Genomic DNA, 14,886 nt, shown 5'->3' on the forward strand with positions numbered 1-14,886 from the left:
ACCAAGATCAAGAACAGCCAGGGCCAGCTGGTCAAAGTGATCGACCCGCAGAACAACAGCCTGACCTATCAATACGACGCCATCGGCAACCTGATCGCCACCACCGATCCCAAAGGCAACATCGTCAGCCTGAGCTACGACCTGCGCGGCCGCAAGACGCAAATGGTCGACCCCGACATGGGTACCTGGATTTATGAATACAACGCCTTCGGTGAGCTGACCAAGCAGACCGATGCCAAGGGCCAGGTCACCAGCATGGTCTACGACAAGCTCGGCCGCATGATCAGTCGCGCCGAAGCCGACCTGGTCAGCAGCTGGACCTACGACAACTGCACCAAGGGCATCGGCAAGCTGTGCAGTTCGACGGCCGACAACGGCTACCTCAAAAGCAACACCTACGACAGCTTGGGCCGGGGTAGCAGTACCACGACTACAATCGATACGACCTACACCAGCAGCGCCACCTACGACGCCAATGGCCGTATCAACACCGTCACCTACCCGACCGGTCTGACGGTGCAGTATGTCTACACGACTCTGGGCTACCTGAAAGAAGTCAGAAACAGCCAGACCAACGCTTTACTCTGGCGCGCCGACACGCAGAATGCCCTGGGCCAACTGTTGCAACAGACCTACGGCAACAACGTCGTGACGCAACAGGTGTTCGAGGCAACGACCGGTCGTCTGAAGAACATCTACGCCGGCGCCGGCAATAATGTACAGAACTTCAGCTACGCCTATGACTACCTGGGCAATCTGGTCAGCCGCACCGACGGCAACCAGAACCTGACGGAAACCTTCCTGTACGACAGTCTCAACAGATTGACCAATGCGGTAGTGAATTCACCGGCAGCAGGTCTGTCGAGCACCAACTACACCTTCGACAACCTGGGCAACATCACCAACCGCAGCGACATGGGGACGTATGCCTATGGCAATGCGAACGACAAGCCGCATGGCTTGAAGGAACTGAACTTCATCAACGGCGGCAAGCTGCAATACAGCTATGACGCCAATGGTGCATTGATCTCCGAAGTCGCGATTGACAGCACCGGCCAGGTCATTGCCAACCGTGGCCGCAACGAGGTGTACACCAGCTTCGGCATGCCGCAGGCGATTGGCGCGCCGGGGATCAGTCTGGCGTTTGCCTACGGTCCTGAACATCAGCGTGTGAAACAGATTGCGCCGGCAGCCACCACCATCTATCTGCATCCGGACAATACCGGCGGTTTGTTCTATGAGAAGGACATCAAGACCGACGGCACGATCGAGCATAAGCAGTACATTACGGCAGGTGGTCAGGTCATTGCCTTGATCAAACTGGTTGGCTCGACCCAGACGATCCGTTACATGCACCGCGATCAACTGGGTTCGACGACGACGATCACGGATGAGCAGGGCAATGCGATTGAGCGCTTGGCCTATGAGCCGTTCGGCAAACGTCGTTTCCCGGCAGGCAATACGGACAATGCAGGAGAAATTGTTGGGCAAAATACCGATCGCGGCTTTACGAACCATGAGCATCTGGAGGAGCTGGGTCTGATCCATATGAATGGACGGATTTATGATCCGGCCATTGGGCGGTTCATGAGTGCCGATCCGTATATCCAGGCATCGGATAATATTCAAAGTTACAACCGATATGCATATGTATTCAATAATCCCTTAAATTCGACGGATCCTACTGGATATTTTAGTTTGGGAGGATTCATCGGTGGTGGAGTGCTTGGCGGGATTGTAGGAAGCAATAATGGTGTGCTTGGTCAAGCCGGTAGAGCAATAGAGCTCGGGATTAAATCGGCGGTCATCCCAACTCAAAAGAATCAATTCGACTTTCAACATAGTTTGCCAGGACAAGCTAGAGTCGATACGTTCATTATGAACAATAAGTGGGCTTATATGATTGGGATGGCTGTGGCTACCTACTATGGAGGTCCAACTGCGGCGGCTCATTGGGCTTCTTATTATGCTTACCAGGGAACCGGATCAATGAGCGCCGCATACAAAAGTGGTGCAATCGCTTACGTGTCGGCATCTGTGACTCAGCAAATAGCACCCGATGCAAGTGCTTTGTCTACGATCGTTACAAAGGCGACAGTTTCCGGAGTCGCAGCCCGATTACAGGGAGACTCATTTATGGATGGATTTCGGCAGGCAGCTTTGTTTGCTCTTGCGTCAGAGGGATATAAAGAATTCGTCGGTTGGCGAGCGTCGTTGGCGTCGGGGGAAAATCATCCAGATCTGACTCTTGATCCCACGGTCAAAGGAGCCAATACCTACGAACCAGATATTACCCGTGACGGGAGAATTCCTCTGAGTGCTCAAAGAATGAATTTATTTGGCATAAATGAAAATTTGAATGGTGATGGTGACTTCGGCAAACAGAGTGGGCCGTTAAGTCGATTTATGAATAGAATCCCGGGAATGAACGCTGTAGCGGCAATTCACGACACAATATTTACTCGAGGATATATTCAGAGTTTTAATGTATTTACCAATTATGGAACCATGCTTCCTGCTGCGGCATTTAGCTTCACTGCCGTTATTGGAAATAATCCTATTTATCGGAAAAGCTGCATTCGATGTGAATGAGAAAATGTGAGAGCCTGCCCTTGTAGAATTTTTGTTTGATATATTTTCTTTGTTGTCAATATAGTGGCACATAAAATTGGTTCGAATCCGTTACGTTATCCGTTATCTGCGGAAGATGGTGCAGGACGTTTTTAATTGAGGCTAGTGCTGAGAAGTAAGATTGTCGACAGCACGCACTCTGGGTTGGCAGCTTCTTCGCGGCAGGATGTACATGGTGGCAGTCATGGCTCTCGCTAAGAACAAGATGAAAGAGTGTGATCTGCGCAAGAATGCATATATTGGTGCCGGGAGAAATTATTTTAATGGGAATAGATGGTTAAAAAGAGTGGAAAAATCATTTATGAACAAAGAGAATTTAAATTAATTGGTTGGAGTATGAAAAAGCAATTGGGTTTTACCTTATTGGAGTTATTGGTCGTAATGGTCATCATCGGTCTCCTTGCCGGCTACGTCGCCCCCCGCTACTTCGCCCAAATCGGCAAATCCGAAACCAAAGCCGCCCGCGCCCAAATTGACGCCTTTGAAAAGGCCCTCGAAGTCTATCGCCTCGACACGGGCCACTATCCGGCAACTGAGCAAGGCCTCGATGCGCTGATGAAGCAACCCGCCGGCGAGACCCGATGGCAAGGTCCATACCTGAAGAAGGCGCTACCGCAAGACCCATGGCAGCACGCGTACATTTACCGTTTCCCCGGTGAACACGGCGACTACGATATCTTGTCTTATGGCCGTGACGGCAAAGCCGGTGGCGAAGGGGAGGATGCGGACGTGACCAACTGGTGATGTTTTGCCGTGGCTGTATCCCTGATGTATGCAATTTCAACTCAAAGTCTATCGTGTGCCGGAGGGCGTCAGTTCGCTGACGCTGAGTGCGGCCGACCTCGTTGAGGCGACACGACAGGCGGAGCAGCAAGGTTATCGCGTCATTTCCGCTCAGCGCCAATTGAGCCTGTCGCTTCGGTTGGGCAAGCGACAGAAGTTTTCAGTGGCGCTGTTCAGCCAGGAATTGCTGGCGTTGCTGGACGCCGGTTTGAGCCTGGTGGAGACCGTCGATATCCTGGCGCGCAAGTCGCGTGATGCCGAAGGCAAGAAGATACTGGAAAACCTCGGTCGCCATCTGCGCGAAGGCTTGTCGTTTTCCCGCGCTTTGCAGGCGATGCCGGATGCGTTTCCTTCCTTGTATGTCGCAACGATCCGCACGTCGGAACACACCGGCGATCTGAACGAGGCCTTGCGCCGTTATCTGGCATATCACCGTCAATTGAATCTGGTGCGCGACAAGGTTGTTGCGGCATCGGTTTATCCGGTACTGCTCATCTGCGTCGGCATGTTGGTGATCCTGTTCTTGCTCGGTTATGTGGTGCCGCGCTTCAGCCGCGTGTACGAAGACATCGGTGGCGATCTGCCGTGGATGTCGCGGGTGCTGATGCAATGGGGGCATTTTCTCAGTGATCATGTGCTTGGCGTGATGCTCGGCTTTTTCTCGTTGTTGGCGGCTATCGCGTATGGCCTGACGCGGCCGGCGACGCGGGCGTGGCTGGCGCGTACTTTGTGGTCGTTGCCGACCATGGGCGAGAAAATCCGTCTCTATCAGTTGGCGCGTTTTACCCGCACGTTGGCGATGCTGATCAATGGCGGCATTCCTTTTGTGACGGCGCTGGACATGGTGGCGGATCTGCTGCGTCAGCCCGCTTTGCGTGACGGCTTGCGCTACGCAGCCTTGAGCATCAGCGAAGGACAGCAGGTGTCAGAGGCATTTTCGACCAATGGATTGGCGACGGATGTCGGCGTGCGCTTGCTGGCAGTCGGCGAGCGTTCCGGCAGCATGGGCGAGTCCATGGAGCGTATCGCCAAACTGTATGACGATGAGATTGCCCGTTGGGTGGATTGGTTTACACGATTGTTCGAGCCGCTGCTGATGATCGCCATCGGCTTGATCATCGGTATCGTCGTGTTGTTGATGTATCTGCCGATTTTTGAATTGGCCAGTAGTATTCAATAAGAACTTGCGCATGGTTTTGCAAAGAGGCCATATGCAGGTTCTTTCGTTTTTGGGGCGGAACAGGATGGGGTCGCTACGCCGGGGGCGGTATGGTGTGCGGCTCAGGGTGACTGTTCCATGTAAATGACAAAAATCAAAGAGATGTATGAGCTTGCTTGACCATGCCATTTCGGCTGCTGTTTCGGCGCCGGTTGAACCGCTTCCTCTGGCGTTGATCCAGGAAGTGCGTCAACTGGTGGGAAGCAATCAGCGCGACATGATGGCCGTGCTGGAAGAGAAGTCCGCTGAAAGAATGGCGCTGACGGCTTCGCAGTTCATGCATCGTCTGGGCAAGACCCTGCATTATCCGGTGCTGGATATGGAGGGCCTGTATCGCCTGGCGCCGTCTTTTTCTTTGCTTTCTTTTCCCGATGCGTTGCAGCGCAACTGCCTGGTCGCTCATGACGGCGATACGCTGGTGTGCGTACTTGCCGATCCCTTCGACCTTGCTTTGCAGACCTGGCTGGAGACACGCATCGGCCAGGCCTTGTCGTGGCAGCTGTCGCACAAGACCGATCTGGCGGCCTATTTTGCCGTGCATGAAGACAGCTTGCGCGCGATCGACGGCGCCTTGCATATGGGAAGCGGCGAGCAATCGGTGCGACTGGCCGTCGAGGATTTGTCCCTCAGTTCCATCGCAGAAGACACCAGCCCGGTCGTCAAGCTGGTCAATTCAACCATCTACGACGCGATGAAGATCGGCGCCAGCGACATCCATCTGGAAGCGACCCCCGCCGGCTTGCAGGTGAAGTACCGGATTGATGGCGTGCTGGCGCATATTGCGTCGGTGCCGGGCATGGACATGGTTGAGCAGGTGGTGTCGCGCATCAAGGTCATGGCCGAGCTCGATATCGCCGAGCGCCGCATTCCGCAGGATGGCCGCTTCAAGCTGTCGATCAAAGGGCAGGAGATCGATTATCGCGTCTCCGTCATGCCCAGCATCGTCAGCGAAGATGTCGTCATCCGTATTCTCGACAAGCGAACACTGACGGATCAGATCAAGGGCTTGCGGCTGGATTTGCTCGGCTTTGAGCCGGCAACGCTGGCGGAAATTCGCCAACTGGCGGCAAAACCTTACGGCATGCTGCTGGTGACCGGCCCGACGGGTAGCGGCAAGACGACGACGATGTACGCGGCTTTGTCCGAGATCAACAACGGCCAGGACAAGATCATCACGATCGAAGATCCGGTGGAGTACCAGTTGCCGGGCGTGTTGCAAATCCCCGTGAATGAAAAGAAGGGGCTCAACTTTGCCCGCGGCTTGCGTTCGATTCTGCGCCACGATCCGGACAAAATCCTGGTCGGCGAAATCCGCGATCCCGAGACGGCGCAAATTGCGATCCAGTCGGCGTTGACCGGTCACCTTGTATTGACCAGCGTGCATGCGAACAACGTGTTCGACGTGCTGGGACGCTTTTTGCATATGGGCGTCGATACCTACAGCTTCGTTTCGGCGTTGAACGGCATCATGGCGCAGCGCCTGGTGCGCCTCATTTGTCCTGAGTGTTCGGTTCCACATGAGCCCGAACAGGAAGAGCTCGCTGCATCGGGTATTGATGCGGAGCAGGCTCGTCATATGCAGTTCCGCCGCGGCAAGGGATGCGGTCATTGCCGGGGGACCGGCTACAAAGGCCGTCATGCTATTGGTGAAGTATTGAATCTGAGCGATGAATTGCGGGAGCTGATCATTGCGCGGGCGCCGATTCGCACGATCAAGGAGGCCGCGCGCGCCAATGGAACGCGCTTCTTGCGCGAAGCGGCTTTGGACCTGATGGCTGCAGGAAAGACAACTTTGGAAGAAATCAATCGTGTTACTTTCGTCGCGCAATAAGCTCACTGTCGTCGTGATGCCGGACACGCTGACCGTGTCTTTGCGCAAGCGAGGATGGCGGTCGCCGGTTCAGGAGCTCGGGTCGCTTTCCGTGAAGCCTGACGACGCGTCGCCGAACTGGGGTGCAGTAGTGTCGGCACTGGGGCAATGGCTTGCTCAATCAAAATGGGCGGCCACGGATGCTGAGTTGATTATTTCGGACGCATTTACCCGCTATGTTTTTTTGCCGTGGTCGGATGGCTTTCAGAAAAAATCCGAAGCGATCACCTTGGCGCGGATTCATTTTGATGTCTTGTTTGGCGAAGGGCATTCGGAGGCGAAATTGTCCTGGCATTTCGATACGCATGGAAAAGATGGGATTGCCTGTTCGATTCCGGAGGGGCTTTTTGAGGCGCTCAGTAGTGTCCTTGCCGGACACAAGATTCGGTTGATTTCGGTTGTGCCTCGCTTTGTGCATACTTTTAATACCTGGCGGAAGCGGATTGCAGGAAATGGGCTGATCGTCAGTGTTGAACGTGATTTGTGCGTGATGGGTATCGTCAGGGATAACGCGTGGCGCACTATCCGCACGGTGAAATTGTCGGGGGATATGACCTTGGCCTTGCTGGCGGCGATAGATCGGGAGATTGTTTTGCAGGGCGAGAGCGAACAGACGCGCGTTTATCTGGACCTGCATGCGGTCATTGATCCCTCGGTCTTTTCGCAAATGGAAAAATTTCATCTGTTGGGTAGAGGGCTTCAGGGGCAGCATGGCCGAAAAATGGAAATCGCTGGAGCAACGGCCTGATGCAATCTTTAAGAATCAATTTTGTTGCCGTAAGAAGTCCGTGGCGCTGGCTTGGATTGATGTTCTTGCTCGCGGCTTTGATTGTCGCGGCTTGTGAAGGACGGGCCTATGTCCGCTCGTCGCGAGAGTTGGCCGCATGGGAGAAGTCATGGCGGGACTTGAAACAATCCGAACGCAAAACAACACGCCCGGAAGCGAACAAGGTGAAGGCGGGTGACCGCGATCAGTTGCAAGCCGAGCTGAAGGCCGCAAACAGAGCGATCTCGCACTTGTCTTTGCCTTGGGATGCCTTGTTTCGGGAGATCGAATCGACCATGAGCGATCAGGTCACTCTGCTGAGTATCGAACCCGATACGGAAAGAAAGGAAATACGGATTACCGCAGAGGCGAAAGACTTCAACGGAGTGACGGCGTATGCGCGTCAATTGGCGGCGATTCCGCTTTTGCAGGACGTGTATGTGATGAATCATCAGGTGCAGCCGCAAGATCCGCAGAGGCCCGTGCGTTTCGTCGCCGTGGCGAAGTGGTTGATGACGCCGGACATCATGGGAAAGAGATAGGACCATTCCGATGAAAATATCCTCCTCTTTCTTTTGGCAGCTTAGAAGATTTTTTCAGGCGCTGGGTTGGCCGGGCAGCGTCGGCATGTTGGTGTTGGGCATCGGCATTGCTTCTTATTTTCTTGTGCTGATACCGTTGCGTCAGGACGTTTCTTCCTTGAAAGCCGATGCGCAGGAGTTGCGCCGGAAATCGAAGCTGCGTTCCACTGAAATCAAAGCCCTCAATCCTGCCGAGCAACTGGCCGACTTTTATCGATTTTTCCCCGAGCAAGACACCGTACCGGACGGGATGGACAGAATTTATGCCGCCGCCTCGATGCAGGGCGTTGTACTTGAGCGCGGCGACTACCAGTTGGCCGGGGAGCGTGACAGCAAGCTGCTGCGGTATGACCTTGTTTTTCCGGTGAAAGGCGGCTATCTGCAGATACGGAAGTTCATCGCGCAGGTGTTGAATGAGGTTCCCAACGCATCCTTGGATAGCGTCGTTTTTACGCGGCAGCGCATCAACGATCCGATGATCGACGCGCAGTTGAAATTCGCGCTGTATCTGAGGCCTTTGCAATGACGCCCAAGAGAAGATTGGCCATATTGGGTGCGCTGTTGTTGTTGGCGATAGGCGCCAGCGTGCAGCAGTTTTATAGCGAAAAGGACTCGGTTGCCATCAGCGAACCGGCCGAGCGAGACATCCCCAAGGTCAGGCCGGCAGCCTCGGGAGCAACGCCGGCGCGTGAACTGGCGTTGGGAAATCCGACGCGCCTGGAAATGTCGGTAGGAGACATCAATCCATTTACGCCCAAGTCGTGGTATGTGCCGCCACCGCCGCCACCTCCACAGGCGCCTCCCAAACCGACGGCGCCGCCCCTGCCATTTTCTTACGTTGGAAAACTGGAAGAGGATGGCGAGAATTGGACGATTTATTTAAGCAAAGGGAATGAATCCTTTGTGATTAAAAAGGGCGATACGTTTGATAGCAGTTACCGGTTTGAAGGTGTGGAAAAGGGCAATTTAGTCATCCAATACCTTCCATTGGGAATCAGGCAAACCATCTCCATCGGCGCAGGTTTATAAAGAAGCGAAATAATGAAATTCATGAGAAATGCGGCATGGGGTGCCGCGATTGTGGTGATGCTTGCGGGGTGCGCAGGAGAGCAAGCGCACCGCAACGGTCTGAATCAGATCGCGGAGGGCCGATTTGATGAGGGATTGGCCAGCCTGGAACAGGCCAGCAAGGAAGCGCCCGATAATATTTCGTTCCGGGCCGATTATCTTCGGCGCAAGGAGGATCAGGTCAATCGTCTTTTGGCTTCTGCGGATACTGACCGGATCTCCGGATCTTTCGACAGCAGCGAAGGCTACTATCGCCGCGTCTTGCAACTGGAGCCGTCAAACAACCGCGCCCAGGCCGGGATCGATGCACTGGAAAAGGAACGGCGCTACGCGCCAATTATCGAGTTGGCCAAAGAGACCTTGGCCAAGGGAGAGGTGGATCGAGCTTCCGCATTATTGAAGCCGATATTTGCCGATGGCTCTTCCAATATCGAGCTCGCCGGGTTGAAGCGGCAAATTGATGAACTGAATCATAAAAAGACGGTAATGGAACCCGTCTTGAAATCGTCTCAAAAGAAGCCCATCAGCCTGGAGTTTCGCGATGCCAATCTGCGGATCGTCTTCGAGGCGCTGGCCCGCTCCAGCGGCGTTAATTTCATCCTCGATCAGGATGTGAAGCCGGATCTGCGTACGACAATTTTTCTGCGCGATTCATCGCTTGAGAATGCAATCGACCTGCTGCTGCAGACCAACCGGCTGGAAAAGAAGGTTTTAAACAGTAACACCATCCTGATTTATCCGAATACGCCGGAGAAGCTGAAGGACTATCAGGAGCTGGTTGTTAAAGGCTTCTACCTCGGCAATGCAGATGCGAAGCAAACACAGGCCATGATCAAAGGTTTGTTGAAGACCAAGGATATCTTCATCGATGAGAAGTTGAACCTGATCGTCATGCGCGATACGCCCGAGGCAATCAAGCTGGCGGAAAAACTGATCGCCATGCACGATCTGGCAGATCCGGAGGTGATGCTCGAAGTCGAAGTGTTGGAGGTCAAGCGAACCAAGCTTACCGAACTGGGCATTCAATGGCCGACCAAGTTGACGTTGTCGCCATTGAGCAGCAGCGGTTCAAGTTCAACAACACTGACGGATCTGAAGAACATCAATTCGGATCGCATCGGGGCCAATCTGTCCAGCGCAGTGGTCAATCTCCGTCGCGAAGTCGGCGACGCCAATATTCTCGCCAATCCGCGTATTCGCGCCCGCAATCGGGAAAAGGCGAAGATCATGATCGGAGACAAGGTGCCGGTCTCAACGACGACCACTACGGCGACCGGGATTATCTCCGAGAGCATTCAATACCTGGACGTCGGCATCAAGCTGGAAGTGGAGCCTAACGTTTATCTGCAAGATGAAGTCGCGATTAAAGTCGGGCTTGAAGTCAGTTCGATCACGAATCAGGTGCTGACGCCTGCTGGTTCCGTTACCTATCAAATTGGTTCACGTTCCGCTTCGACTGTCTTGCGGTTAAAGGATGGTGAAACGCAGGTACTTGCCGGGCTGATTGGCGACGAGGACCGCATGAGCTCGAACCGTGTCCCTGGACTGGGAGATATTCCGATTCTGGGAAGACTGTTCTCAAGTCAAAAAGACGACCGGCAAAAGACGGAAATTGTGTTGTCGATCACGCCGCATCTGATTCGCAACATCAAACGCCCGGAAGCTGCTTTCAATGAATTCTGGTCAGGTACCGAAATGTCGCTGCGCAATCGTCCTTTGACGCTGCAGCCACAAGTGCCGGAAGACGACTTGAAATCCGGCAAGACGCCTGCGAATGAACCCAGAAGCTCAAGTACGGGCAAGGAAAAGAACACGGCGCCCTCGGTCATCGCGTTGCAATGGCAAGGGCCGAAACAGGTGAAGGCCGGAGAACAATTCAAGGTTGCGCTGAAGGTCAAGACGGATGGCGGTCTGCGTAGTTTGCCTTTCCAGTTGGGATTCGATCCTGCAGCGCTTCAGGTCGTGGAAATTGCAGAAGGGCCTTTCTTTAAACAGGACGGTGGTCAATCCAGCCTGTCGAGCAACGTAGATGCCAAATCAGGGAAGGCATTTGTCAGCGTTGTCCGCTCGGGAGTAGAAGGGGCGCATGGTGAGGATGCCGTCGCGGTATTTACTTTCAGAGCTTTGGATGTCAAAGGACCGACTGAAGTAAAGATCGTGTCGGCGACGCCGGTCTCGGTTGGCGACAGTACTGCGGTTCCTGTTCTGCCGGCGCCGTTCGTTGTTCAACCGTCGAACTGACAGGCGGACTTGTGACTCGGCGCACCAAACGGGCTGGCCAGGAGGGCTTTACGATTGTTGAGCTCTTGGTGACGATCGTCATCGTCTCTATTTTGGCCAGTGCAGCGATCCCGATGGCGGGGCTGGTGGCAAAGAGAAATAAGGAAGCGGAACTGAGACGCTCTTTGCGTGAAATAAGACTTGCGCTGGATAGTTATAAAAAGGCAGTGGATGACGGACGCGTGGAAGTCAGAGCCGGAGATTCGGGTTATCCGTCCAATTTGGAACTCCTTCAAAAAGGAGTCACCGATATAAAGAGTCCCACTTCACAGAAGATATATTTTCTGCGACGCATTCCACGAGATCCATTGCAAGAGGATGCTCCGGGCTCTGCTGCCGCCACATGGGGAAAGAGAAGTTATGCGTCCAGTGCCGAGGAGCCTAAAGAAGGCAGCGATGTCTTTGATGTCTATTCCAATTCGGACGGTACAGGTCTGAACGGCATTCCCTATCGAGAGTGGTAAATGATGGTTGGCCAAAAGAAAAAACGAGGCTTTACGCTGATTGAGCTGCTGGTGGTCATGGCGATCATCGCAACGCTCCTGACCTTTGCCGCGCCCCGTTACATCGGAAATGTGGACAAGGCGAGAGAAGCTGTCCTGAGAGAAAACCTGGCTAGCGTGCGGGACGTCCTGGACAAATTCTATGGCGACACGGGGAAATATCCCCAATCGCTGGATGATCTGGTGACGCACAAGTATTTGCGCAAGATCCCGCTTGATCCGGTCACCGAGAGCAACAAGACCTGGGTTGTCGTCGCACCGGAAAATCCGGATTTGGGCGGTGTCTTTGACATCCACAGCGGATCTTCCGCCCGGGCTAAAGACGGCACCCTGTATCGCGAATGGTAGTGCCTATGAAAAATGAAGACGGCTTCACTTATCTTGCACTTTTGTTTTTTGTTGCGATATTTTCCGCATCGATCGCCGGCACCGGAGTGCTCTGGTCGACGGCGCAGCAGCGCGAGAAGGAGCGCGAATTGTTATTTATCGGGAATGCTTTTCGAAATGCCATCGGTGTTTATTACCAGAAGACGCCAGGCATTATCAAACGCTATCCCAATAGCCTGAATGATCTTCTGAAAGACAATCGCCAACTCGTGACGAGTCGATACCTCCGGAAAATATACAAAGATCCTTTTACCGGTGAAGAGAAGTGGGGGCTGATACGGGCGCCCGATGGCGGCATTATGGGGATTTTCAGTCTTTCAGAGAAAGAACCAATGAAGCGCGTCTTTGAGCAAGAAGGTGGTGACTTCATCGGGATTAGGAAATACAGCGACTGGCATTTCGTTTATTTGCCTTCGCAATAAGCAGATATTTCTTCAAATATAAAACAGGGGAAGTTTTCGTGATGACTGCGTTAAACATCAAAAATAATAAGCAGCTATTAAGTTGTCTGTTGTTGGTCATATCGTTTGTACCGTTTGCGCAGGCGCAGATGGTCACGCCCGGACAATTCCAGGTTAGCGAGAGTGGCGCGGCAACTTACACGATCCCGATTCAAGTGTCTCCCGGTGTCGGAGGCATGGAGCCCAAGTTGTCGCTGAATTACAGCAGCCAGGCCGGCAATGGTTTGCTGGGTGTTGGCTGGAGTCTTGGCGGCTTGGGAGGAGTAGGACGATGCCCGCGGACGATGGCGCAAGATGGCGTTCGGGGCGGTGTGAACTATGACGGCAATGATCGCTACTGTCTGGATGGTCAACGGCTGATTGCCGTCAGTGGCAGCGAAGGTGGCGATGGAACGGAGTATCGCACTGAGCGAGAGAGCTTTGCGAAGATCGTGTCGTACGGTATTGCGGGCAACGGGCCTGCGTGGTTCAAGGTATGGACCAAGGCCGGTCAGGTGATGGAGTATGGAAGGACCAGCGATGCCCGGATCGAAGCGCAGGGTAAGACTGCTGTCAGCGCCTGGGCCTTGAATCGTATCGAAGACACAAAGGGAAATTACCTGACGGCCAGTTACACGAAAGATGTCGCTAATGGTAGCTACTATCCCATTCGGGTCGACTACGCCGGTAATAGCAAAACTAATACGGTGCCAACAAACTCTGTGCAATTCCAGTATGAAGCCAGGCCTGATGTTTCATCGCTTTATCATGCAGGGTCAATCAACAAAACAACCACTCGACTTGTTGCGGCAAAAAGCTATTCAGGAAGTACCTTGCTCAAAGAGTACAAATTACTTTATGAGCCAAACCAGACTCAACTCCCTTCCCGCGTCTCAAGCATACAAGAGTGCGCTGGCAACGGTAACTGTATTTCAAGTTTGGATCTTCAGTTTTTGAATCAAATTGGTGATTATTTCTCTACGGATTTCACGTCAACTCAGAACGTTCTAAGCAGTGTCTGGCATTTTGGAAGTCCTGGAGCCTATGAATTGATTGTGGGCGATTTCAACGGTGACGGGAAGACCGATTTCGCTCTGGCGGGAGATGATCAGGATACAAACATATACGTTTTCCTTAGCAAGGGGGACGGAACATTCACTGCATCTACCCAATTGTTGAAGGCGGGATGGCATTTTGGTGCCAGGATTTCATCTGCCTACCAAACGGTAATCGGAGATTTTAACGGGGACGGGAAAACGGATTTTGCATTTGTAGGAGATGATGAGTCTCACTATATCTACGTATTCTTGAGCAACGGGGACGGTACATTCTCTCCATCCAGGCAGCAGACCGCGAATGGTTGGCATTTCGGCGTGCCAGGAACATACGAGCTAATTGTTGGTGATTTCAATGGAGATGGTAAGACGGATTTTGCATTGGCAGGCGACGACAAAGATACAAGCGTATATGTATTCATCAGTCAGGGTGACGGCACCTTCATTATGTCCAGCCAGCTGCTAAAAGCGGGTTGGCATTTTGGTTCTCCGATTCATCTCGCTTATCAAACGGTAGTTGGTGATTTCAATGGAGACGGAAAAACGGATTTTGCATTTGTAGGAGATGATGAGTCTCACTATATCTATGTTTTTATGGGGAATGGTGACGGTACTTTTTCTCCATCCAGGCAGCAAACTGCAAATGGCTGGCATTTCGGCGTTGCCGGGACCTATGAGCTAATTTCGGGAGATTTCAATGGGGATGGAAAAACTGATTTTTTGATGGCCGGAGATGATCAGGATACAAGTATCTATGTCTTCCTTAGCCAGGGCGATGGCACTTTTGCCATGTCTACTCAGCTATTGAAAGCAGGATGGCATTTTGGATCGCCTATACACGCAAGGTATCAGACGATCTCTGGAGATTTCAATGGAGATGGGAAGACGGATTTTGCATTTGCAGGCGACACTGGCGACACGAATGTCTATCTATTCCACAGTCGTGGAGATGGAACATTTTCATCTTCGATACGACAGCCGGTTCATGTAGGTTGGCATTTTGGCCTACCGCCACAGGCATCTTATAGTACTGTGACAGGGGATTTTAATGGAGATGGAAAAACTGATTTCGCATTTATCGATGGTGCTTTAGCGCTATCGTATAGTTTCCTGAATAAGACCGGATCAGTAGACGTTAGTCAATTCAAAAATAACCTGAAACAAAGTACAGCTGTGAACTACAAGACGTTGGTTGATAGCGGCGTATATGTAAAAGATTCCGGCGGGACTGCATCTCAATATCCAATTCAGGATATACAAGCACCACTCTCTGTGGTTTCCTCAGTCGCGTCCTCCAATGGCG

General features: G+C 52.9%; 13 protein-coding genes. All 13 read left to right on the plus strand.

Going from position 1 to position 14,886, the window contains the following annotated elements; all coding sequences use genetic code 11:
* Nucleotides 1-2,592, plus strand: a 2,592-nt coding sequence (locus PMI16_RS09195) for an RHS repeat-associated core domain-containing protein (protein ID WP_007878781.1), incomplete at its 5' end; no start/stop codon positions are given.
* Nucleotides 2,593-2,967: 375 nt separating this feature from the next.
* On the plus strand, nucleotides 2,968-3,375 hold the full coding sequence (gspG, locus tag PMI16_RS09200; RefSeq protein ID WP_007878783.1) for a type II secretion system major pseudopilin GspG: 408 nt from the start codon (nucleotides 2,968-2,970) through the stop codon (nucleotides 3,373-3,375).
* 28 nt (nucleotides 3,376-3,403) lie between these two features.
* Nucleotides 3,404-4,594 carry a type II secretion system F family protein gene (locus tag PMI16_RS09205; protein WP_007878784.1) on the plus strand — a complete coding sequence of 397 codons (1,191 nt, stop codon included), beginning with the start codon at nucleotides 3,404-3,406 and terminating at the stop codon, nucleotides 4,592-4,594.
* A gap of 145 nt (nucleotides 4,595-4,739) precedes the next feature.
* Complete coding sequence (locus tag PMI16_RS09210; RefSeq protein WP_007878785.1) at nucleotides 4,740-6,464, plus strand: GspE/PulE family protein; 1,725 nt, start codon at nucleotides 4,740-4,742, stop codon at nucleotides 6,462-6,464.
* Nucleotides 6,442-7,251 carry a hypothetical protein gene (locus tag PMI16_RS09215; protein WP_157212576.1) on the plus strand — a complete coding sequence of 270 codons (810 nt, stop codon included), beginning with the start codon at nucleotides 6,442-6,444 and terminating at the stop codon, nucleotides 7,249-7,251. Before PMI16_RS09210 ends, PMI16_RS09215 begins: the two co-directional genes overlap by 23 nt.
* Nucleotides 7,251-7,811: a PilN domain-containing protein gene (locus PMI16_RS24980; RefSeq protein ID WP_007878789.1), complete on the plus strand. Its 561-nt coding sequence runs from the start codon at nucleotides 7,251-7,253 to the stop codon at nucleotides 7,809-7,811. Before PMI16_RS09215 ends, PMI16_RS24980 begins: the two co-directional genes overlap by 1 nt.
* 10 nt (nucleotides 7,812-7,821) lie before the next feature.
* A complete protein-coding gene (locus PMI16_RS09225) occupies nucleotides 7,822-8,376 on the plus strand; it encodes a hypothetical protein (RefSeq protein WP_007878790.1) in 555 nt (184 codons plus the stop codon).
* Nucleotides 8,373-8,879: a hypothetical protein gene (locus PMI16_RS09230; protein WP_007878791.1), complete on the plus strand. Its 507-nt coding sequence runs from the start codon at nucleotides 8,373-8,375 to the stop codon at nucleotides 8,877-8,879. Before PMI16_RS09225 ends, PMI16_RS09230 begins: the two co-directional genes overlap by 4 nt.
* A 12-nt stretch (nucleotides 8,880-8,891) precedes the next feature.
* Nucleotides 8,892-11,159, plus strand: a complete 2,268-nt coding sequence (locus PMI16_RS09235; RefSeq protein WP_007878792.1) for a cohesin domain-containing protein — start codon at nucleotides 8,892-8,894, stop codon at nucleotides 11,157-11,159.
* Nucleotides 11,160-11,170: 11 nt separating this feature from the next.
* On the plus strand, nucleotides 11,171-11,662 hold the full coding sequence (locus PMI16_RS09240) for a type II secretion system protein (protein WP_007878793.1): 492 nt from the start codon (nucleotides 11,171-11,173) through the stop codon (nucleotides 11,660-11,662).
* Between the two features lie 3 nt (nucleotides 11,663-11,665).
* A complete protein-coding gene (locus tag PMI16_RS09245) occupies nucleotides 11,666-12,049 on the plus strand; it encodes a type II secretion system protein (RefSeq protein WP_007878794.1) in 384 nt (127 codons plus the stop codon).
* 5 nt (nucleotides 12,050-12,054) lie between these two features.
* On the plus strand, nucleotides 12,055-12,510 hold the full coding sequence (locus tag PMI16_RS09250) for a type II secretion system protein (RefSeq protein ID WP_007878795.1): 456 nt from the start codon (nucleotides 12,055-12,057) through the stop codon (nucleotides 12,508-12,510).
* A gap of 41 nt (nucleotides 12,511-12,551) precedes the next feature.
* Nucleotides 12,552-14,886, plus strand: a 2,335-nt coding sequence (locus PMI16_RS09255) for an FG-GAP-like repeat-containing protein (protein ID WP_007878797.1), incomplete at its 3' end; no start/stop codon positions are given.

Origin of the sequence: Herbaspirillum sp. CF444 (assembly GCF_000282135.1) — a bacterium.
Lineage (GTDB): Bacteria > Pseudomonadota > Gammaproteobacteria > Burkholderiales > Burkholderiaceae_D > Herbaspirillum.